The organism is Grimontia sp. AD028 (assembly GCF_000973155.1).
Taxonomy (GTDB): domain Bacteria; phylum Pseudomonadota; class Gammaproteobacteria; order Enterobacterales; family Vibrionaceae; genus Enterovibrio; species Enterovibrio indicus.
Window position 1 is genome coordinate 1 of sequence record NZ_LASY01000053.1, and the last position, 22,574, is coordinate 22,574.

The 22,574-nt window shown below is 51.3% G+C and carries 16 protein-coding genes; 12 read left to right on the top strand and 4 right to left on the bottom strand.

Annotated features, from left to right (window positions below):
- The first annotated feature begins 244 nt into the window (after positions 1–244).
- From RN22_RS12010 to RN22_RS12060, 11 genes are all read left to right on the top strand, one after another.
- Positions 245–1,495, top strand: coding sequence for a glycosyltransferase (locus RN22_RS12010; protein ID WP_046304515.1), 1,251 nt, complete (start codon positions 245–247; stop codon positions 1,493–1,495).
- Positions 1,495–2,637, top strand: coding sequence for a glycosyltransferase family 4 protein (locus RN22_RS12015; protein WP_046304517.1), 1,143 nt, complete (start codon positions 1,495–1,497; stop codon positions 2,635–2,637). The genes RN22_RS12010 and RN22_RS12015 overlap by 1 nt, the downstream gene beginning before the upstream one ends.
- Positions 2,634–4,061, top strand: coding sequence for a lipopolysaccharide biosynthesis protein (locus RN22_RS12020; protein WP_046304519.1), 1,428 nt, complete (start codon positions 2,634–2,636; stop codon positions 4,059–4,061). Before RN22_RS12015 ends, RN22_RS12020 begins: the two co-directional genes overlap by 4 nt.
- 170 nt (positions 4,062–4,231) lie before the next feature.
- Entirely contained in the window at positions 4,232–6,055 is a 1,824-nt protein-coding gene (gene glmS, locus RN22_RS12025; RefSeq protein WP_046304521.1) for a glutamine--fructose-6-phosphate transaminase (isomerizing), read from the top strand.
- A gap of 5 nt (positions 6,056–6,060) precedes the next feature.
- On the top strand, positions 6,061–6,783 hold the full coding sequence (locus RN22_RS12030; protein WP_046304524.1) for an acyltransferase: 723 nt from the start codon (positions 6,061–6,063) through the stop codon (positions 6,781–6,783).
- Positions 6,780–7,904: a glycosyltransferase gene (locus tag RN22_RS12035; protein WP_046304526.1), complete on the top strand. Its 1,125-nt coding sequence runs from the start codon at positions 6,780–6,782 to the stop codon at positions 7,902–7,904. The genes RN22_RS12030 and RN22_RS12035 overlap by 4 nt, the downstream gene beginning before the upstream one ends.
- A complete protein-coding gene (locus tag RN22_RS12040) occupies positions 7,901–9,379 on the top strand; it encodes a chain-length determining protein (RefSeq protein ID WP_046304528.1) in 1,479 nt (492 codons plus the stop codon). The genes RN22_RS12035 and RN22_RS12040 overlap by 4 nt, the downstream gene beginning before the upstream one ends.
- A gap of 13 nt (positions 9,380–9,392) precedes the next feature.
- Complete coding sequence (locus RN22_RS12045; protein ID WP_046304530.1) at positions 9,393–11,753, top strand: hypothetical protein; 2,361 nt, start codon at positions 9,393–9,395, stop codon at positions 11,751–11,753.
- Positions 11,754–11,920: 167 nt separating this feature from the next.
- Positions 11,921–13,003, top strand: coding sequence for a glycosyltransferase (locus RN22_RS12050; RefSeq protein WP_046304532.1), 1,083 nt, complete (start codon positions 11,921–11,923; stop codon positions 13,001–13,003).
- The gene (locus RN22_RS12055) at positions 12,993–14,171 is read left to right on the top strand and encodes a glycosyltransferase family 2 protein (protein ID WP_046304534.1); all 1,179 of its coding nucleotides are present in this window, start codon (positions 12,993–12,995) and stop codon (positions 14,169–14,171) included. Before RN22_RS12050 ends, RN22_RS12055 begins: the two co-directional genes overlap by 11 nt.
- A gap of 22 nt (positions 14,172–14,193) precedes the next feature.
- Positions 14,194–14,850 carry a sugar transferase gene (locus tag RN22_RS12060; protein WP_082111403.1) on the top strand — a complete coding sequence of 219 codons (657 nt, stop codon included), beginning with the start codon at positions 14,194–14,196 and terminating at the stop codon, positions 14,848–14,850.
- Between the two features lie 71 nt (positions 14,851–14,921).
- Here the strand turns inward: RN22_RS12060 and RN22_RS12065 are convergent, their stop codons facing one another.
- The 4 genes from RN22_RS12065 to RN22_RS12080 form a co-directional block, all read right to left on the bottom strand.
- A complete protein-coding gene (locus RN22_RS12065; protein ID WP_046304536.1) occupies positions 14,922–15,356 on the bottom strand; it encodes a DUF4399 domain-containing protein in 435 nt (144 codons plus the stop codon).
- Between the two features lie 127 nt (positions 15,357–15,483).
- On the bottom strand, positions 15,484–17,604 hold the full coding sequence (locus tag RN22_RS12070) for a TRAP transporter permease (protein WP_046304538.1): 2,121 nt from the start codon (positions 17,602–17,604) through the stop codon (positions 15,484–15,486).
- 105 nt (positions 17,605–17,709) lie between these two features.
- Positions 17,710–18,714 (bottom strand): TAXI family TRAP transporter solute-binding subunit, encoded by a 1,005-nt coding sequence (locus RN22_RS12075; RefSeq protein ID WP_046304540.1) that lies wholly within the window; start codon positions 18,712–18,714, stop codon positions 17,710–17,712.
- A 270-nt stretch (positions 18,715–18,984) separates the two neighbouring features.
- Complete coding sequence (locus RN22_RS12080) at positions 18,985–20,340, bottom strand: sigma-54 dependent transcriptional regulator (protein WP_046304542.1); 1,356 nt, start codon at positions 20,338–20,340, stop codon at positions 18,985–18,987.
- A 108-nt stretch (positions 20,341–20,448) separates the two neighbouring features.
- On the opposite strand from RN22_RS12080, the gene RN22_RS12085 reads away from it, so the two are divergent.
- Positions 20,449–22,506, top strand: coding sequence for a sensor histidine kinase (locus tag RN22_RS12085; protein ID WP_046304544.1), 2,058 nt, complete (start codon positions 20,449–20,451; stop codon positions 22,504–22,506).
- The last annotated feature ends 68 nt before the right edge of the window (positions 22,507–22,574 follow it).

Consider the following 22,574-nt stretch of genomic DNA (forward strand, 5'->3'; position numbering starts at 1 on the left):
ACACCTGCAAAGGAACGCCGTGATCACAACGCCAGTCAATCTCGCTGAATCCTGCATCTTCAGGTCGTTTGGGTGTATTCCCTGTAAATCTGACTCTCAAAATGAAAGAAACCACTGAGCCTGAGGCGAGAAAAGCACTCAGGCTCTTTCATTTCAATCACTTAAAAATTGGTGCGTTCTTTGCAGTCAGTGTCACATACACAAGTCCGGCGCATTCATTGCCAAAAGGACTGGAGGAAGAATAATGAACGCATCACTGCAAACTCAACAAACCCGTCAGAACGTACTTTTTGTGCATTATGGTGATAACTGGATTCGTGGCAGCGAACGTTGTCTGATCGACCTGCTGACCCACCTTGATAAATCTGCGTTTGCACCTGTGCTCTGGTGTAACAATGAAGCATTGGCTGAACAGGTTCGCCAACTCGATATTCCGGTTTACGTCAGCAACTTTACTTTGCTGTTTGGGGAACAAGCGCCCAAGTGGGACGTGGTCGGTTACACCAAGTTGGTCAACGAAGGGCTTCGTATTGTTGATAAGCACAACATTTCTCTTCTGCATTCAAACAGTGGTGCCCCATCACAGTGGCTGAATCTGGTCGCCAGAGCCCGCAAACTACCTTTGGTACTTCACCTGCACTCCCGCTATCCACTGCGTGACCGCATTACCCTCGGTTTCCATCATGCCAGCGTGGCCGTTGGTGTCAGCCAACCTGTGGTCGACCAATTGCTGAGTGACGGCGCGAACGAAGATCGCTGTCAGGTCATTCCAAACGGCATCGACACCCAAAAGCTGTTAAGCCAGCCAGTTGAGGATTTACGCAAGAAATGCGGCATTCCTTACCATGCTTTCGTTGCCGTGACGGTATGCTCACTCATTCACCGCAAAGGCGTCGATTTGCTGATTGAAGCCTGCCGCCAGATGCGGGAGTTGCGCTTGCCAGCCCACCTCGTTGTTATCGGTGAAGGCAGTGAACGCGCGGCACTGGAAAGCCAGATCGCAGAAGCTGGTATGGAAGATCGCATTCACCTGATTGGCGAACAGGAAAACGTCGTCGGCCTGATGCGTGGCGGTGCGGATGTGTATCTTTCCGGCGCGAGAGAAGAAGTATTCGGCCTGACCCTCGCGGAAGCAAACCTCGCAGGCTTACCGGTTGTCGCCCCAAGAGTGGGCGGCATTCCAGGCGTGATCGCCCATCAGAAAACCGGCATTCTTGTTGAACCCGATAATGCCCATGCTATTGCACAAGCAGCTTACCACCTGTTTACGAATCCAGAGCAAAGCCTGCAATTTTCGCAGGATGGCTATCGCCGCGTGATGGCGGAATTCACCATCACTCAGCATACCCAACGCTTTGAAGCTCTATACCAATCGCTATTGACCAATCCAAGCATGACCGCCCGTTGGACCAACCAATGGCAATTTGTACCTCCTGTTAAGGCGTCACTGAACTTTGTTCGCAAATTCCGCCGTCAACCTTCGGAGGCTGTGTAATGAAACGTTTAAAGCATATCGTGATTCTTGATCCGATCCCTTTTGCGGGCGGCTCTAAGGTATCCACCAAACATATCCTTAGCCAGTTAGAATCAAAGCCGGTTCGCATTTCGATCCTGACATCCGACCCTGACACCTGGGCGAAAACGCAAGCGTACGTAAAAACCTTGTACATGCCAAAGCAACTGGAAAAAACCGAGCAGGGTTTAAGCTACTTCACCCGTCATTTTCTGATTGCCCTGCAATTGCTTTGGTTAAGATTGTTTGTCGGAAGAATGGATACGGCGCTCGCAGCATCAGGCCCGGGCGTCGACCTTGGCCTTTACCTCGCCCGTTTTCTTTTGGGTTACCGTCTGGTGCAAATGGTACATGGCCCGGTTGCACGCTCAAGAACTATTGGTCGCTGCTTACTGTCAGCCGATGAAGTCTATTATCTTGACTCCACGCGGGATTCGTTAAACCACGCCATCAGCGCAACAGGCTCGTTGGAAGATGTTTCCGCCTTTCCTCAATTCCAGACTTTCAGAAATGGTCTGCCAAAGGCGCTTTGGCCAACCCGATGCCAATATGACTATGCGGTATTGTTCTGGGCGGCTTCTCTCCTGAAATGGAAAGGGTTAGATACGCTAACCAAAGCACTGTCGCACATGACACCGTCTGAACGCCCGGAAACACACATCTGCTTTATCCGCCCGAAACAGACCAATCTTGCGGTCAGCAACGCGCCGCAATGCATCACAAAAGTGTTCTGGCATGAAGCCCCTGAAAAGTTGGATGGCATTCGCGCGCGCAGCAATATTTTTGTTTCCACCAGCACCAAAGAACCTTTCGGTTTGTCCATTCTTGAAGCCATGGCTGCGGGTATGTGCGTCATCATTCCTTCCGATGGTGCCTACTGGGACACCCAACTGACTGATGGCGAAAACTGCCTGAAATACTTGCCGGACGATGAAGCGGATCTAGCCCGCACACTCGCAAAAGCGCAGCAGAACATGCAGTCACTGAAAGAGTTGGGCGAGGAAGCCTTCCAAATTGCGCGTCAATACCGCGCCGAACTTTGCTTCTCCGCCATTTGTGACGCGCTCACTCAACAAAGCGCACGCAATGACGCCGCACTCGCCCGCGATGAGGTTCAAGGATGAAAGCGTTATCGCCAATGATGAAACAAACCCTGCTGTATGGCAGCAGCATGGCATTGATGAGAGGGATCTCTCTGCTGATGCTGCCCTTTATTACCCATCAGTTGCCTCAAGCTGAATTCGGGAAATTGGAGATTGTCAGCAGTATCGCCGCCCTCGGCAGTATTCTGGTTGGTTTGGGACTTGAAGACGCCTTGTATCGCTTTGTCGGGCGCAGTAAATCCGAGGCAGAGCGGCTCACCATGTCCGCGCGGATCTTCACGCTCACTTTGATTATCTGCGCTGTGGTGATCCCTTTATCCTGGTCACTGGCGGCTTGGCTCGACAGTATGGTTCCCGGTGGGCTCACCACCTACCAACTGCGTCTGGTACTTTTAATGCTGGCACTGGAAGGTTGTATCGCTGTACCGCTCGGTTGGATTCGCATGCAGAATCGCGCCTTCACCTTCTTCTCCGTCGCCGTTGGCCGCGCGCTGCTGCAAGCGGGTCTCACTGTGGTGATGCTGCTTTCAGGCCGAGGCATCGATGGCGTATTGGAAGCCGGGATCATTGCGGCTGTTCTACAGGCAGTGATTCTGTTTGTGATTCAGGTTCGCGAAACGGGATTGGCGTTTTCCATGCCTGTCGCCAAGCAATCGCTCATCTACAGCATTCCTATCATGGCGAGTGGCTTGATGGCCTTCACCATGAACGGTTTCGATCGTTGGGTACTGGCAGAAGTCAGTTCTCTCGAAGAGGTGGCACAGTTTGGTGTCGCCGCGAAATTCGGGCTGGCGGTGGTGCTTTTACTGCAACCTTTCGGTATGTGGTGGATGCCAAAACGCTTCGATGTGCTTTATGACGTCAATGGACGCGAAACAGCGACACGTTATACCTGTTTTGGACTGACCGCAGTGATGCTCATTTCAGTGATGGTTGCCTTTCTGGCTCCGCTCGCCATTACTTGGTTACTCCCTGATACCTATCAACTCGCTGCAACTTTCACCGTCTTTTTAATCATTGCAGCATTGTTCAAAGAGCTGGCTGAACTGGTCAATCTTGGCAGCTTCGCCGGAGATACCACCTACGGACAAATGGCGATTAATGTGGTGTCAGCTCTGGTTGCTGTCGGCACCTTAATTTGGTGGGGCAACAGCTACGGCGTGATAGGTGTGCTAATGGCACTCACCTTTACCCAAGGTCTGAGGTTCGTGTTGTTCTACGCTGTGAGCCAGCACCTTTACCACCTGCCTTACCCTTTAACGGCCTTGCTTTTCTGCGGTGGTTTTTGCTTCTTCTGGCTGTACGTTTCCACGTATGAATGGTCAGACATCGCACGCCTTATGCTACTGATGATGGCGATGGGTTCTATGGTACTGCTGGCACAACGCTTCAGCCTGTTACCCAAATTTTCGATTCAGGCGATGAAAAGGCAAACAGCAAACTAAGCGTCAATTTGATTAATCTGACATTCATAATGAGAAAACGCCGTTTTATCGCACGGCGTTTTACTCTATCTATCTGAAAATTAACACCAATACATCTTGGCACAGTTAGTGCTCTCTTCTTGGAAAAGGCGCTCATCAATGAGCGGAAAAGAAAACCAAGGAGAACGATTATGTGTGGAATCTTCGCAGCTGTTTCAGAAACGTCAGTCACCTCAGCATTAGTGGGTGGGCTTCGTGCCCTGTCATATCGCGGATATGACTCCAGTGGTCTGGTTATCGCACAACGCACCGGATTACAGCGCCGCCGTGCACCGGGCAAACTTGATGCTTTGAGCTCACTGCTGAAAGAGCATCCATTAGAAGGCTTTGTGGGCATTGCTCATACCCGTTGGGCGACCCACGGTGCACCTTCCGAGTCCAATGCTCACCCGCACATGACACCTAAAGTTGCGGTGGTTCATAACGGCATCATCGAAAACTACAGTGCACTGAAAACCGATCTGGAAAGTGATGGTTATTGCTTTAACAGCGAAACCGACAGCGAATGCATCCCGCTGCTCATTACCCGCAACCTTGATAAAGGATTGTCACCCGAAGCCGCGCTACGAGAAGCTGTCGCCACATTGGAAGGCAGTTTTGCAATTGCAGTCATCTTCGCGTCTGAGCCAAACACGGTTTATGCCGCTCGTCTCGGCAGTCCATTGGTGATTGGCCAGGGCGCAGCTGGCCACTTTATTTCATCTGATTCGATTGCTTTGGCGAGTGTTGCACGCAACCTCTGCCTGCTGGAAGACGGTGATGTTGCCAAAGTAAGTGTCGATGGCTTGGTGATCACCACCACCGATGGCGAAACCACGCACAGAGAAATGAAAGCACTGCAGGTCTCCGAGCACGACCAAGGCAAGCAAGGCTATCGTCATTACATGCTGAAGGAAATCCACCAGCAACCAGAAGTGGTTCGCAACACGTTGAACCATTACTGTGACAACGCGACATTTACGCTGAAAGATGAAATGTTCCCAGCCAATCTGGAACGTTTTGACCGTCTTTCTATCGTTGCCTGCGGCACCTCTTACTATGCAGGTATGGTTGCCCGCACCTGGTTCGAACAATTCGCAGCGATTCCCGTTGAGGCGGATGTTGCGTCTGAATATCGCTACCGCGAATCTCCACTGTCACCAAGCACACTGTCGCTGTTTATCAGCCAATCCGGCGAAACAGCTGACACCCTTGCGGCGCTTCGTTACACCAAAGAGCAAGGCTTATCTTGCATGTCACTGCTTAATGTTGATACCAGCACAATGGCCGCTGAAAGTGACTGCTTCCTGCGCACACTGGCTGGCGCTGAGATTGGTGTTGCTTCAACCAAAGCCTTCACCGGACAGTTGATGGTTCTGCTGCTGACCGCCCTACGCATGGCAAAAGCCAGTGGCCGACTGGATGTCGCAGCCGAAAAAGCGGCGATCAAGGCGCTGTTCAGCCTACCTGTAGGCTTGTCTAATGTGATTGACCAACTGGCGTCCCTTAAATCTGTCGCTGCTTCCATGATGCAATCTGAGCATGCGCTCTTCCTCGGCCGTGGAACAGGTTTCCCTTTGGCTCAGGAAGGCGCGCTGAAGCTCAAAGAGATCAGCTACATCCACGCTGAAGCTTATCCGGCAGGCGAACTGAAACACGGTCCAATTGCTCTGATTGATGACAGCATGCCAGTGGTATTGGTTGCGCCTCCGGGCCCTATGATGGCGAAAACACTCTCGAACCTTCGCGAAGTGGCCGCACGTGGTGCCAAAGTGATTCTGATCAGTAACCACGAGGGTATCGAATTGGCATCAGATCACATTACCCATGCGATTGAGATGCCGGATTGCGACCCCATCCTGATGCCCGTGCTTTACACCCTGCCTTTGCAGTTGCTGGCGTATCACGTTGCTGTGCTGAAAGGCACCGACGTTGACCAACCACGTAACCTAGCAAAATCAGTGACCGTGGAGTAATCATCATGAACATGCAAGCGACCCGACATTGGTTAAAGCACAGCCCGAGCCCCGTCGCTCGCGGCCTGTTCAAAATGCTGAAAGGCATGCTCCAGATGAGCATGCCAGCACCAAAACTCATTGTTGTACCACTCTACAAAATCACGGTCGTGATTCAGGCCCTGTGGGGCAACCTGACACGCGCTCTGTGGTGGACACCGGTATTCAAGGGTCGCCTGCAGCATGTCGGTCATGGTTTGTACCTCTACGGCGGTATGCCTTTCGTCAGCGGTCCGGTTTCTATTTCGATGGGTGACAACTGCCGCGTATCAGGGCAATCCACCTTCTCGGGTCGCACCAGCGGTAACATTCAGCCTGAGTTGATCATTGGCAGCAATATCGATATCGGCTGGCAAACCACCATCGCTGTTGGCTCCAAAGTGGTGTTGGGTGACAACGTTCGCATCGCAGGCCGTGCTTTTATCGCGGGTTATCCCGGACACCCAGTTAATGCAGATGACCGCGCCGCCGGCATGTCTGAACTCGACAGCCAAGTGGGCGATGTCATTTTGGAACAGGATGTTTGGCTGGCAACCGGTGTCTCTGTGATGGCTGGCGTCACCATCGGCCGAGGCACTATTGTCGCCGCTGGCAGCGTGGTCACTCACGACCTGCCCCCCTTTGTCGTCGCTGGCGGTGTGCCAGCAAAAGTGATTCGTCCACTCACGGATGAGGAGATGAAACGATGAGCCGCGATTTGATTGTTTTCGGTGAAGACTGGGGCGGATTGCCTTCAAGTACCCAGCACCTTATCCGTCGTCTTTCAGAGCAGCGTAAAGTGGTTTGGGTCAACTCCATCGGCCTTCGCCGACCAACACTCACCATGAACGATGTGCGTCGGGCGTGGAGAAAGCTCACCGCAAAATCGGTCCCAACTGCAGCGAAAAGTGAGGCGAACTTACCTGCGAACTTCACCTTAGTGAATCCATCAACGCTGCCTGCACCCCGCACCCGTTTCGGCAGAAACATCGCATCCAGTATGCTGATGAACCAGCTGCTCCCTATCATTGAAAAAGCCAACTTGCACAACCCAATCCTCTGGACTTCTCTGCCAACGGCAGTGGATATTTCAGACAAACTGGGGGCATCGTCGGTGGTTTATTATTGCGGTGACGATTTTTCCAAGCTGGCGGGTGTCGACCACGACACCGTGGCAGAACGAGAAACTGAATTGGTGAACAAAGCAGATCTCATCCTCGCTGCCAGTGAAACCCTCTACACACGTTTCCCTGCCATGCGCACGCGTCTGCTGCCACACGGTGTCGACTACTCACTGTTTTCTACGCCGGCACCCCGCGCTAAAGACTTGCCTAATGATGGTAAGCCCATCGCTGGTTTCTACGGCTCGCTGTCTGAATGGCTAGATTACCCCATGCTGCACAGCACCATTGAGGCCCTGCCAGACTGGCATTTTGTCTTCATCGGACATGCCTGCGACGAAGCCAAAACCTTGGCAAAGCACGACAACGTCACCCTGATGGGCCCACGCCCTCACCACGAACTACCTGGTTACAGTCAACATTGGTCAGCCAGCTTGTTGCCTTTTACCGACAACGGCCAGATTCAGGCGTGTAACCCTCTGAAGTTGCGTGAATATCTCGCCACGGGGCGCCCGGTGATCAGCACACCTTTTCCTGCTGTCAGTGAATATCGTGGATATGTGTCTATCGTTAATAATGTGGACGAAATGATCTCAGCACTGGAACGTGCGGGGCAGAAGCAAAACAATTCACACCAGCAAGCGGCGGTCAGCCCTCATACCTGGGATGCGCGAGCTGAAAAATTAGCTGACTGGTTGGATGCGCTATGAATTCCTTGACCTACAAATTCCTGATCCTGCTCGATGGCTCTTGGCGTCGCCGCTATGTGATCATGATGCCGATACTCATCTTTCCTTTGATGGGGATTGCCATCGGCCTGCTGAGCCCAAAGCAGTATATTTCGCACACCAGCATGCTGGTTCAGGAAACCTCAAAAATGAACCCTTTTCTGGAAGACCTCGCCGTGTCAGCCCAGATGAAAGAGCGTTTCAGTGGCTTGCAAACCCTGCTGCACAGTCGCCACATTTTGGGGAAGGTCGCGCTTGAACGAGGCTATGTGGATGAAGACGACTCGCCGCAAAAGCTAGATGAAGTCATTGCCCAGCTTTCAAATGGGCTGAATATGGTCACCATTGGTAAAGACGTGATCAGAATTGATTACCGCTCTAACGATCCAGAAGGTATGAAAGAAACGCTGGAAACCGTAAGCGATTATGTGGTGGAAGAACTCTTAGCACCGGAACGTTCCTCCATGAAAGACTCCAGCTTCTTCCTTTCAGAACACATCAATAAACGTCGCGAAGAACTGGATGATGCAGAAGCGGCGTTGGCTGATTTTCGCAGCAAGCATGCTGATGGTCTGCCGGAACTCCAAGTCGCAAACTATGCCCGTATCGAACAGCTCAAGCAGCGCCTTTCCGAAAAGGAAGCCGAAATGGCCGGCGCACAGAAGAGCCTGGGTGGCCTTGACCAACAGCTTTCCAGCACCAACCCAGTCATAGGTAGTATTGAAGATCAGATTGTGAAAATTCGCAGTGAACTGGCATTGCTGAAAGCTCGCTACACCGACCAACACAGTCTGGTTCAGGCGGCGCTCAGGAACCTGCGCCGCCTCGAAGAGCAACGCGCCCAACTGGTTGAATCAACCCGCGAGACCATTGATACTGCACAGCTTTGGGACATTGCCAGCAGCGCACGCATGAATGGTGACAGTGAATCCCAACCCCTGCTTATCTCCCAGCTAGAAAGCCTTCAGGCAGCAAGAAGCAAAGTGGAAACGCTGGAAGAGGAAACAGCCAGCTTGCGAAAAATGATCACCCAGCTGGAAGAAAAGACCAATATGTCCGGCGAGAAAGAGCAGCAGATCCGCAAACTCGAGCGTGACCTGCAGGTGAAGCGTATGTTGTTTGAAGAGTTGCTGGAACGTCAGGAAAAAGCACGTTTAACCAGCTCTCTCGGTGTATTCGAACAAGATAAACGGATCAAAATTATCGACCGCCCCTACTCACCAAGCACGCCGAGTAATCTTCCCATCATTGTGTTTGCCATCGCTGGCATGGTGGGCGGCGTATTCCTTGGCTGTGGGCTTGCTGTCATCATGGAACTGACGGACACCACTATTCGCCGTATAGATACACTGGAAACCATCACAGGTGCGCCGGTACTCACGCGCATTCCTTTTGTGAAGCAGGAGCATCCCGCACTGCCTTCACCCAAAGACGGCAATGTTATCGAAGCTAAATAATGGAGTGACAAAGATGAAGCCATGGATTCTCACCTTGCTGTTACTTTGTCCTTCTTTGGTGATGGCCAACCTCCGTCTCGACAGCACGGAACTGCAAGACATATCGGAAACCAGCATGCTGGTGATTTCTGGCAACAACCTTTCTAAAACCGATGCCATCGCCGTCATCCGAGCCGACGACACCAAAAACCCGGGTTATGCCGATCGCGCCAACATCGAGCGGGTCATCCCACCCGGTGAATTTAATCTGGAAGTCCCTTTCGCCAGCTTGCGCACCCCGGAAGGTAGACGATTAGATCTGCAAGGTCTTGAGCAAATTATCGTTTTTGCCGGACGTGCAGAGCGCGGTTTTGCGCTGACCAGTATCAAAGCTGTTACCCCCAAGCCATTGGGAAAAAATATCTTTGCGTGGGATTTAGGCCCTGAAGGAAGTGCGATTTGGCCTGGGTTTCAGCCTTTGTCACCCGGTTCGCCGCTGGTCACCGGACGTTCAGTTCATGCGCTGGACAGAAGTACCCGCATGCAGGCTGCTGACGCCCTAACGTTTGATGGCATCCGCGGCATTGATAACCTCACACTGCCACTACCTGCCGGTGAATGGCAAATCACCCTTTGGCTTCGCGACGCAGGGGAATGGGAATTTCTCCCCCACCCACTGGAACGCCAAATTCAAGTGGATGGAAAAACCGTCTACCGACAACGCCTTTCTCCAAAGGACTGGATTGAAAATGTCTACCTTGGTCTTCGCGACGTGACCGTCTCACCGGAAAGCAGCAGTTGGGATCATTTTGGCGCCAGAAAAAGTGACCGCGTCACTTTCAGTGCCAGCAGTAACGGCAATCCGGTGAAGATCACCCTCAAAGGCGACAGCCCAGATGCACAGTTTGTCAGCGGTGTGCTGGCAACACCTGCGGATAACCCGCTGATATTGGAAATGCTGACCCGCCAACGTAAACTCTGGTGGGACAGAAACTGGCCGGTAGCGGCATGGAAAAAGTGGCCAACTGGACAGCCGAGATTACAGGTTCAAAATGAAACAATCAGTGCTGCTCCCGGTACACCCGTGTTATTCACCATGGCGTTTGAACAAGGCAACCTGCCCGGCGCTCCCATGGTGTTGCTGAGACAACCCAGCCAAGAACAGCAAACCTTGTCGGCCAGTTGGCACTGGAGCCAGTGGCAACTGACCCGAACCCACCTTTCATCCACCTTGCTGGCACCCAACGATGATTACCTCCGACATGGATTGATGCCAGAAAACCAAGGTGTTGCGCTGCCTAGACGGCTAATGGTGCGGGTTGATGTACCTGACAACCAGCCGCCCGGTGACTATCGCGGCGAAGTACAGGTGATGATGCAGGGCAAAGTCCTTAAAGCACCGTTCACCGTTTCTGTGCTGGATGTTACCTTACCGCCGTTGACCAAACCCGTCGGGATTTACCTTGAAAAACAGGTGCAGTTTGGTTGGTTCAAAGATCTGGCACCCATTGGCGACATGGCAATGATCTGCGATTTGAAGTTCCTGAGAAAAATCGGGCTAACCGGTATCTCTCCGCCTTATTCCACGCCTCACAATCAGGAAACGCAAAAGGAATTCGATAGCCTTTCCGATAACCTGAATGTACTGGGTTTTAGTTCTGTCATGGCTTACGCCCCCGCTAAACGGCTGAGTCAGTCTATAGGCACAGGCAATGCTGCCAATGTTGTGGCAGACATTGAAGCCCGCTATAAACAGCGCTTGCAGCCAACACCCTATTGGTCGATTGCTGATGAACCGAGCAATCCCGGCAATGTTGATCTGTTTAAAGAGATGTACCGAAGCTTTAGCATGCTCGCCCCAGACGCCAAGCTCGCCGGACACCTGAACAGTGATCATGATAAAGCCTACCTTCCCATGTTCGACTTGGTCTTGGTGAACGACGGTTTTGGCATTGATGCGGATCAGGTCAAAGAGACGCAGAAAGACGACCGCGAAGTATGGCTCTATAACCTCTCTAACGCCCGCGCGGCATCCGGATACTACCTGTGGCGAACCGGTGCGGATGGCTTTTTGAAATGGCACGGACGTATGCCCACTGCAGACCCATTCGACCCTACCGATGGACGAGAGTTTGATGTGCAGATGCTCTACCCTTCCGTCAATCCTTGTCCGGAAGAGCCTGATATCCACAACGATCTGTATGACATGATGAACGGCATTGTCGATTACCGCTGGCTGTTATGGCTGGAGCAACAAGCCCAAAGCGATCCCAATGCACGTCAGCTTCTGGCGGAGATAAAAAATGACATCCCAGACCGTTGGGAGGAGATGGAAAAGGCAAATTCCCGCACGATGGAAAACTGGCGTGAAAAAATCATGGGACTCGCCCGATGACTGTCAGGGCGATTCTCAGAATGAGAAATTCAACTCTCCTGCCAAATCCCATTTTAGAATTCTTCACCATATCATTGAGTTAAATGCCTCACACGAATTGGCACACCCTATGCACTAAGGTCTTCATCAACAAGGTTCCTAAAGATTGAATCGAATTGGGGAAAACCATGAAGACCATAGTGCAGGTAGTACAACATCTCAGACCCGGTGGACTCGAAGTCATGGCGCTCGAGCTGATGAACTTCTCCACGTTCCGCAACAACATGAAGATTGTGAGTCTCGAAGGTGATCTGGAAACTGCGATTGCAGCGTGGCCTCGTCTCGAGACACATAAAGACCAGCTCATTTTCCTCAACAAGCAACCAGGCCTGTCTTTGGACCTGGTAAAGCAGTTGAAACGAGTTCTTCGTGAGTTGAAAGCAGATGTGGTTCATACCCACCATATCGGTCCCTTCTTTTACGGTGGTTTGGCATCTCGCCTTAATGGCATGGCTCACATGCACACCGAGCACGACGCTTGGCACTACAGTGAAAAAAGCCATCGCCTCCTGCACCGTATCGTTTCCTTGATTGCCAAACCTGTCGAAGTCGCAGATGCCGACATCGTGGCGCAGGGTATGATGGATTTACCCGGCATTCACCAGTTGAAGGTCATCAAGAACGGTATCGATACTTCCCGATTCATTCCGGGTGACAAATTCAAAGCACGCAAGGCATTGAGTCTGCCTTCTGGTGTCAAGCTGATTGGTGCCAGTGGCCGTCTCGAAGAAGTGAAAGGCCACGGCGTGCTGATTGAAGCGATGGCCGATTTGCCTGCTCACTATCATCTGGCGATTGCGGGCTCCGGCTCACTGGAAAGCGCGCTGAAAGATCAGGCTGAACGTTTGGCGATTGACCATCGCATTCATTTCCTTGGTCATGTCGAGAGCATGCCAACCTTCTATCAATCGCTTGATCTTTTCTGCTTACCCTCGTTCAACGAAGGCTTTCCACTGGCCCCGCTTGAAGCACAATCTTGCGGCATTCCGACTGCAGTTACCGATGTGGGTGGTGCTGTCGAAACGTTATGTCCGAAAACAGGTTTACTGTTGAAAGCGGGGGATTCTGCAGACATGGCGGAGAAAATCCTGCCATTCCTGTATGAGAACCGCACTCAAAACCCACGAGATTTCGTGATGTGCCATGCCGATGTCCGAAACATGGCAAAAGCCTACGATTCTTTGGCGGAGGGTCTTAGCTATGGCGTATGAACTGATTTTTTGGCTCACTACGGCGAGTATCTTGCTGGTGATTTATCACCATATTGGCTACCCGCTGCTGCTTAAACTGTTGGTGCGATTTACCACTAACGCAGCCTCAGAGCCAGCAACCACGGCGGATGAAAAAGCACTGCCAACCATCTGCGTGCTGCTGCCTGCATACAACGAGGCACAATGGATCGCAGAGAAAATCCGAAATCTGGCCATGCTGGACTATCCCGCAGAAAAACTGGAAATCGTTTTGGCATGTGACGGCTGCACCGATAACACAGCAGAAGTTGCCCGCAACACTATTAGAGAGCCGCTTTGCCAACACCTGAACCTTCGCGTGCTTGAGTACATCGACAATCACGGCAAGGTGATTGTGCTCAACAAAGCCACGGCGACCATTCATACCGACCTGGTAGCGATGAGCGATATTTCTGCCCTGATTTCTTACGACGCACTGCGTCTGGCAGCCAAACGCTTTCAGTGCAAAGAAGTTGGCGTAGTGAACAGTCGTTACTGTTTCCTGAACCCTTGCGAAGAAGAACAGCAATATTGGCACTATCAAAACAAAATCCAACGCAACGAAGCACAACTCGGCTCGGCATTGGGTGCTCATGGTGCGCTGTACTTTATCCGCCGTGAATTATTCAAACCCTTGGCACTGGACACGATCAATGATGATTTCATCCTGCCAATGTCCATTGTGGCGCAAGGCTACCGCGCTGTGGTGCTGGAAGATATTCAAGCTGTGGAGCTGGAAGCCTCCAATCACGCGCAGGACTTCCGCCGCCGTCTGCGCATTGGCGCGGGTAACTGTCAGCAACTTATCCGTCTCGCAGAATGTTTGCACCCCAGCCACCGCGGTGTCGCATTCACCTTTGCTTCTGGCAAAGCGTTACGGGTGCTGATGCCGTTTCTGATGCTGACTGCGTTGGCAGGCAGCATCTACCTTGCCCAGACCAATCCCTTCTTCATGGTTGCAGCGGCAGGACAACTTAGTATTTACAGCATTGTGGCGATATGCCAGCTGATCGGCTGTCAGCCAAAAAACAGAATTAGCAAGGCGCTGAACTACCTGGTTGCCGGACACACGGCAAACCTGATTGGTACTCTGCGCTACATCATTGGATTAGAAAAAGGACGTTGGCAGCGTGTCACGTCTGGCAAATGAATTTAGGAAGAGGACGATCATCATGAACCTGAACATGAATCTCAACGCGCAAATGGACATCAACCCCATCACTGCAAAAGCGAAGCGCTCGATGGACATTTTCTGCTCTCTTATCGGACTGGCACTCACGCTGCCGCTGTTTCCTTTGATTGCACTCGCTATCAAACTCGACAGCCCAGGCCCAGTGTTCTTTAGCCAGATGCGCATTGGTCGTTCACTGCCAGACCGCAGCCTGATTTTTAACATGATCAAGTTCCGCACCATGCGCACTGACGCAGAAGCTGGCGGCGCGGCTTGGGCAGCCAAAGAAGACCCTCGCGTGACCCGTGTAGGTCGTTTCCTGCGCAAAACCCGTCTGGATGAACTGCCACAGTTTCTGAATGTGCTGGCCGGTGATATGGCGCTGATTGGCCCTCGTCCAGAGCGCCCAGGTTTCTACCAAAAACTGGAAACTGCTATTCCTTACTTTGCCGACCGCACTTATGGCGTGACGCCAGGCATCACCGGTCTTGCTCAGGTTAACCAAGGCTATGACACCTGCATTGAAGATGTACGTTCAAAAGTCGGCTTTGACCACTCTTACGCACTGTCACTGTCTTCACCAATGAGTTGGTTGAGAATGGACTGTTACATCATCTTCCGCACTTTGGTTGTGATGGTGTGCGGCCGCGGCCAATAAAACAAATCCAATTTATCTATCCACTGCACCCTTGCGCAGGCTCCTATTCCACCACCGGAGTCTGCGCTTTTTTATCTGACGATAATGGTGATTTTGTGGGAAATAACAGGTTTAACATGAGGAATATGAAGGTAGTCTCCGAGAAGTAATTGCAACGTGTGTTTTCCCTTCGGCAGCGTCAATTGCGTCTCAGTTTGCCCTTCCCCGAAATGCAGGATGTTATCTGTTTCAGGCAAAGGCAGCGAAAAATCCACCAGCGAGTCAATGTTGATCAAAAGATGATGATGCCCTGAGTTCGCCACTCTCTCACCCGCTTTCGCCAACCGCATACCTTCCAGCCCAAACTTGATCCTGAAGGTCTGTGGAACCACCTCTCCATCTTGCGGAGTGATGAAAAAGACCCGCGCATTTGGCGGAGAAGGTGTCGCGGCGTTCGCCAGCGTTCCCAAAACAGAAGAATGCAGCACCAGTAAGGCGAACAATGCGAGAAAACGATAACCACTCATGAATGACCTTGGGCATAAACCTAAAGTAATCATGAGCAAAGTTTGCTGACAAAAGGTGTCAGGATTTAGGACAACGGGGAAAAACATCTGGTCCAGGCTTGATGCCTAAACCAGATGAAAGAAGACATTAGTGGGATGACGCGGCAGTCTGAGCTGGAACTTTTCGACCACTGTAGATAAAGAGCGCTAGGAAAGTCATCATACCCAGTAACCTCATCCAAAGTGGTAAGCCCGGCCAGACCATGACAATTGCCGCAACAACCAATACCAATCGCAGCAAAGGGTTCAATGCACCTTCCAGATACCCTTCCAAGGCACCGATAAGTGAATAGGTGCCGAAGATAGCAAAAATGCCCACCACCAAGACTTCAGTGAAATCCCAACTCACTAGCGAACTGTAGGCAATCAGAAGTGGCACGATATAAAGCCCTTTGGCGATCTTCCATGCCGTCAACCCCGTCCTCATCGGTGGCGTGCGTGCGATGGTCGCAGCAGCAAAGGCCGTAAGACAGACAGGCGGCGTGACGTTACTGTCTTGCGACAGCCAGAATATAATCAGATGCGCAGAGAGCAATGCCAGCCCGACAGCTTCAACGCCCAGCGCTTGTTCCATCAGCGTTTCTTTGAAATCCGGTGGCACCAGCGTCAGCAGCTCTTTGGCTTGTTCCACTGACATCGCCGCGCTCAGCGATTCAAAGGTTTCCGGCCCCGCCAACATAAAGATGGCTTTTGCTTGTTCTGGAAGCTCGCCAGCGACAATCAGATCGATCAACTGGTTTTCAGCCAGCAAGGTATAAAGCGCGGGTGCGGACAAAGTACCAAGCACGATATAAGCCGCAGTCACTGGCAATCCCATCCCGAGGATCAAAGAAGCCAGCGCGATCAGAAGCAACATCACCAGAAGGTTACCGCCTGCCCAGCCATCAATCATTAAGGAGAAAGTATTGCCAATGCCAGTCGTGCTGATAACGTTAACGACCAAGCCAATACCAACCAGCAAAATCGCCGTCGGCGCCATATTCTTTGCTCCTAACGCCAACGCTTCAATCACAGCACTGGGCCCCATTTTATTGTCTTTCGAGAGCCAACTGGCTGCAATGACAGAAAGAATGGAAATACCCGCAGCATAAGTTGGTGTGAACCCTTGGATCAGCAAGAACACTAACACCGCGAGCGGAATGAGGTTGTGCCAGCCTGAAATAAGCACACCCAGAACCGACTCTTCGTCTTCCGATACTTTCTGCACATTGCTGCGCTTGGCTTCAATGCGAACAAAAAAGGCAACAGAAAGGAAGTAGATCAGCGCTGGCATAAAGGAAACAGCGATGATATCGACGTAAGGGATTTGGGTATAAGACGCCATGATGAAGGCGCCAGCGCCCATCACTGGTGGCATCAACTGCCCGCCCGTAGATGCTGCCGCTTCCACCCCTGCAGCAAACCGCGCCGGAAAGCCCGCTTTCTTCATCAAAGGGATCGTGATAACACCCGTCGAGACGGTATTTGCCACGCTCGATCCCGATACCGAACCCATCAAGCCAGAGCCCAATACCGCGATAAAACCTGGCCCACCAATGATTTTCCCTGCCGCCGCTTTTGATAGACGAACGATAAAGTCACCCACACCGGATCGCACCAGAAATGCACCGAACAGGATGAACATGAAGACATAACTCCAGCTGATCCGGGAAATAGGGCCGAACATGCCCTCAGACGAGAAGAAACTTCGGTACAAAACGGTTTCCAAGCTCAAACCCGGAAAATGGAACACGCCGGGCATCCACTGCCCCCACAGCACGACATAGCTCAGGCATACCGCGATGAGCATGGGGATAAACCAGCCCATGGTGCGGCGTACCAGTTCCATCGCAATCAGGATGGCTATTGTGGCGAATACCCAGTCGCTTGCCACAAACTTCACGCCGCGCTCGTAAAGTGCATCTTCGGCGTAAGGGATGTAAAGCAGACAAGCGACCGCTGCAATAGCAATCCATAGGTCTATCACCAAAGTGATTTTGTTATGTTTCAGGTGATTGGCGGCGGGAAACCACAGCGCACAAATCACCGCAAATCCGGCAAAGTGGGTCGCCGAAACCCAAAGTTCCGACCAAGTCGATAAGGTGTTGAACCAGATGTGAACACAGGATAATGCCACCGCCAAAACGGTAATGGTCAGGTTCACCCAGGGAATATCGATGCGATTAGGCAGCTCGAATTTTTCGAGCTCTTTGTTTACAGCATCCGTCATGATTGGCTCCAGCACTCCTTTCGAGGAGCGTTACTACTCTCTTGCTAGACAGCCCTAAAGCAGGGCTGTCTGTCGTTTTCAATCTCCCAATTGGGGAAAAAGGGCTTATTGCGTTTTCAACTCTGCGGGAATGTCGATACCCACTTCTTCGTAATAACGCACGGCACCTGGATGCAACGGCACCGGAAGGCCAGCAATCGCTTTTTCAATCGCCATGGCTTTGGTGGCTTTATGAATGCCCTGGAGGAAAGGCAGATTTTCATAGATGGCTTTGGTCAGTTGATAAACATCGTCATCGGACACATCGTCGCGCACCGCGAGGAAGTTAGGCTGGGCGACCGTGGTGATTGGTTTATCAAGACCGGGATAGGTGTTGGCGGGAATTTCGTAAGCTGTCCAAAGGTTATAGGTGCTGTTGACCTGCTTAATTTGCTCATCCGTAAAAGAAAGAATCTTCAAATCATCACCCATGGCAGCAAATGCCTGAGTAACCGCGCCCACTGGCACGCCTGCGGGAGTATTCATTCCTTCAATGGTGCCATTTTGCAGTGCATTGGCACTCGCACCATAGCCCATAAACGCTAGGTGAAAGTTGTCCGGAGAGATGGAAAGCTCACTCATAATGTGGCGGCCTGAGTTCTCTGTCCCTGAGTTCTTTTTGCCAATCGAGAATTTCTTACCGTCCAGTTTCGACAAATCCGCCACCGTGCCGGTTTCTGCCAAGTCAGAACGTACAATAAAATGCTCAACGTTTTGCCAAAGCATCGAAACGGCGCGGATATCATCTTGCTTCACACCCTTGTATGGACCCGAACCTTGCCAAGCCCAAGCGCCATAAAGCCCTTGTAAAATCGCAAACTGGGCTTCGTTCTCATTCAGCAACTTAACATTTTCACCCGAACCGGCAGAGCTTATCGCGGAAAGAGAGAATTGATACTTAGGGCCCAGCTTCACCTTACTCAGTGTCGCCAGCGCAACACCTACCGGGTAGTAAGTGCCGCCAGTTGAAGCCGTCGCGAGAATATAGCTTCTCTCTTCCGCACCAACGTTCACGCTTGCGCCCATTGAAGCCACTACGGCCATTGCTGCCAGCATCTTTTTCAGTTTCATACTTCACTCCTGTTTACTGCGTTCCATGTTAATAATTTGTTATTTGGATTTGGTAAGAGCAAAGTAGATGCCAGATTTTATCTGTCTGATTTTATTTAATTATTTGAAAACGTGAGAGAGAAATGAGCAAAATCCTGCTGATAGGGGGAAAAAACCATCGGCAAGATTTTGCTTATTGTGGAAGTCCAGCATTGGCAAGGGGTTACGAGGATTATCGGATGGCGATAAGCAAAAATGTGCCGATGCATATCGCGAGTTCATTCAGGACTATCAGGAATCCGTAAAATCTGTGCGATTTAAGCCGAACTTTTGCATTTTCTGGTTCAGTGTACGGCGGGGTAAATCCAGTTCCTGCATCACGTCATTGATGCGTCCTTGATGTCGGGTCAGCGCCTCTTCCAACACCTTTCGCTCAAAGTTATGCAGTTGCACTGCCAAAGGCACACCCGTGCTGTTGGGTTCACTGGATGCCACAGGCCGGTTCGAAAGAATTTCCAGTACTGACATGGTGTCGTCCAGCGCAAAGCGCATGGCGACATTACGAAGTTCGCGTACGTTCCCCGGCCAACCATAGGACATCATGGCTTTCTTATCTGCATCACTCACTGGTCTTGCATTGGGATTGGATTCCTTGGCAAAGTGCTCGAACAGCGTGAGGATGTCTTCTCCGCGCTCGCGAAGCGGCGGGATATAGATTTGCGCCACGTTCAGGCGGTAATAGAGATCTTGCCGGAACTCAGGATGATCGCGCAGATCTTCTTTGGCAGCTGCGACCACGCGAAGATCGATATTGATTTGCTTGTTGCCGCCCACCCGCTCAACCGTATTTTCCTGCAAGCTGCGCAGCACTTTGACCTGCATTGCCGTAGGCATACTTTCAATTTCATCGAGAAACAGAGTGCCCTTGTCGGCATACTCCAGCTTACCAATGCGCTTTTTCGCGGCGCCCGTGAAAGCTCCTGCTTCATGGCCAAAAAGCTCGCTTTCAAACAGGTTTTCTGGAATGGCTCCGCAATTGATGGGCACAAACTGATGAGATTTTCTGCCGCTTCCCTTGTGCAAACTGTTGGCGACCAACTCTTTACCACATCCGGTTTCGCCATAAATGATTACGTTGGTGTCGATAAGTGCGATTCGTGCAACCTGCTCGCGGAGTCGCTTCATCACTTCGCTCTGACCGACCAGTACTTTTTCCAGCCCCGAGAGACTTGCAAGATATTCTCCACGAAGCTGGGTCGAGGTTTGTGCGTGGAACTGCTCAACCGCTTGAGAAACACGACTCGATAACCTGTCCGGCTGGAAAGGCTTTTCAATAAAATCAAACGCACCGAGGTGCAAAGCTTTCACAGCCATATCGACATCGCCGTGACCAGTAATGATTAGTACTGGTGCACTCACACCACCGTCGATAAGCTTTTCTAACAGCGCGATCCCATCAATATCCGGCAATCTGACATCACTGATAATCGCGTCAAATGCCTGATGCTGAATCAGGTCGAAAGCCTCATTCCCCAAGCCAAACTCAACCACATCAAAGCCTGCCAATTGCAGCCATTGGGAGGTTGCCTGCCTGACGATTTCGTCGTCTTCAATCAGGGCAATCCTTGCACTCTGCGTTGTTTTCATATCCCTCTGCTCTCAGATCGCGCTATGCTCCACCCATCGGAAAAGCGCTTATAGTGTTAATATACTCAACGTTCTACAAGAAACGAAACCAGCAAACGGAATCTTGCTATGCGCCGTAAATGGAGTCTTATCGGTATTTCGCTGATCCTGGTGTCAGTGTTTTTCTGGGGTGGCAGAGAAACCGCACGCCAATGGCTGACCGTGCAAGCGCAACATTCCGCACAGCAGGATTTGCTCAACGCCATCGCTGAGATTCGCCATGCTTTGCTGCGCTTCTATCACCTCCCCTATTTACTCAATAACAATCCTGACGTGGTTGCTTTAACCTTGGGTGATACCTCAATCACTGACGAGGTTGAAAACACACTCAGTCAACTCGACAAAGCAGCCAATACCAAAGGTTGGTATATCCTGTCTGATAAGGGCAAAGTGCTGGCTTCCAGTGTGGATGGCGATTACATCACCAGTCAGGATTTGGATGCGATTGTGCGCGATGTCCATGCCCTCGGCGAAGGCACATCCATGGTACGAAAAACCAAAGGGGTGAGCCCTTTCTACTACCTTTCATCACCCATTTTCAGCGAGCTGAATATTGTCGGCATTGTCGTTGTACAACTTGATTTACGTCTGCTGACCGACCAATGGCTCGCGAGTTCTGACATCATGTTGCTGCAAAATCCGGAAGGGCAATTTTTCCTTTCCAGCAGCGATAAGTTTTCCGCCGATGCGTTGAATGATGGCGACATCGACATCCAAACTAAGGTCTCCAGCCTTTGGCAAGGAGACACTATCCGTACCTGGCAACTTGGCCGCTCGCGCTATTTTGCCCAGACCATTCAACTGGACGACCTTAAATGGCAGCTAAGTTATCTCACGCCTATCAGCTCGGTGGAAAGAAACGCGGCGGCGGCTGGCTGGAGCGTTGCCATGCTGTTTTTGTTGTTATTCCTGTTGGGGGTAATCAGTTATCAGCGCCACCAGAAAAACCTGAGCCAGCGCCGTATTCAGGCGCTGATTGAAGAGTCAGAACAAAAACTCAACCAGATGATCAATAAGACCCAGGTCGGCCTCTTATTGCTAGATGAAAAAGGGCAAGTTGTTGATATCAATGCCATGGCTATCAGCATGTTTGGTTTTACTGGCGAGCTCACTTCGAAGATCAAGATTTCACAACTGATTGCGGACAGACACTCCCCCATCGTGTTGCTGTTTGATCAATACAAAAATGTTATTGAAGACATCAACATCAATGCGCAGGAAAGCATCGCGAAAAGGCATGATGGCAGCACCTTTCCCGCCTTGGTTTCTCTTACCGCATTCCCTTTTCATGATCGCCATTTCTACCTCGTAACTTTGCTGGATATCACCAAGCGGAAAAAGGCCGAAGAAGCCTTGTTTGAAGCGAACACGCTTTTGGCACAGCGCGTAGAAGAACGAACGGAAGAGCTACATGAAGCGCAGGCTCAATTGATTGAGTCCAGTAAAATGGCCGCGATGGGAAGGATGTCGAGCGCGATTGCCCATGAGTTGAACCAACCACTCACCGGACTTCGCACGCTGGTCACAACCAACGGCGTGTTATTCGATCGGGGTGAAGGCGAGAAAATCCTCTCGAACAACCTGCTGATTGATAAGCTCATTGAACGCATGGTTGATATGACCACCCAGCTTAAAACCTTCGCTTACAACAAACCGGACAAGCTTGATGCTATTGCACTTCCACCTGTGTTGGAGGAAGCCTTGCGCATCTATCAACAGCCTTTAGAACGGGTAAATGTGAGGATTCGTTTGCCGGAAAACACGCCAAGCATATTGGCAGAAGAACAGCGCCTCAGACAGGTCTTAGGCAACCTGATTTCCAACGCCTGTGATGCCATGGCAAATACTACCCAGCCTCACCTCATCATCTCGGTTGCTGCTGAAAAGTCCTCGGTCATCGTCACTCTGTCAGACAATGGTATCGGTGTAGAAGAGGAGGCCTTGGAAACCTTGTTTGATCCTTTCACCACCACCAAAAAGATCGGAAAGGGTTTGGGCTTAGGTCTTTCTATTTGCGCCAACAATATGCGGGACATGGAAGGGGGCATTACTGCCAGAAAGAACAATCATGGCGGCATGGACTTTGAGTTGGTGTTCCAGTTGGGAAAGACAAAACCAGATGAATAAATCAACGCCCAAAATCATTCACAGCCAATGAATAACCATTACCTAATTTAGCATTGACTTAAATAACA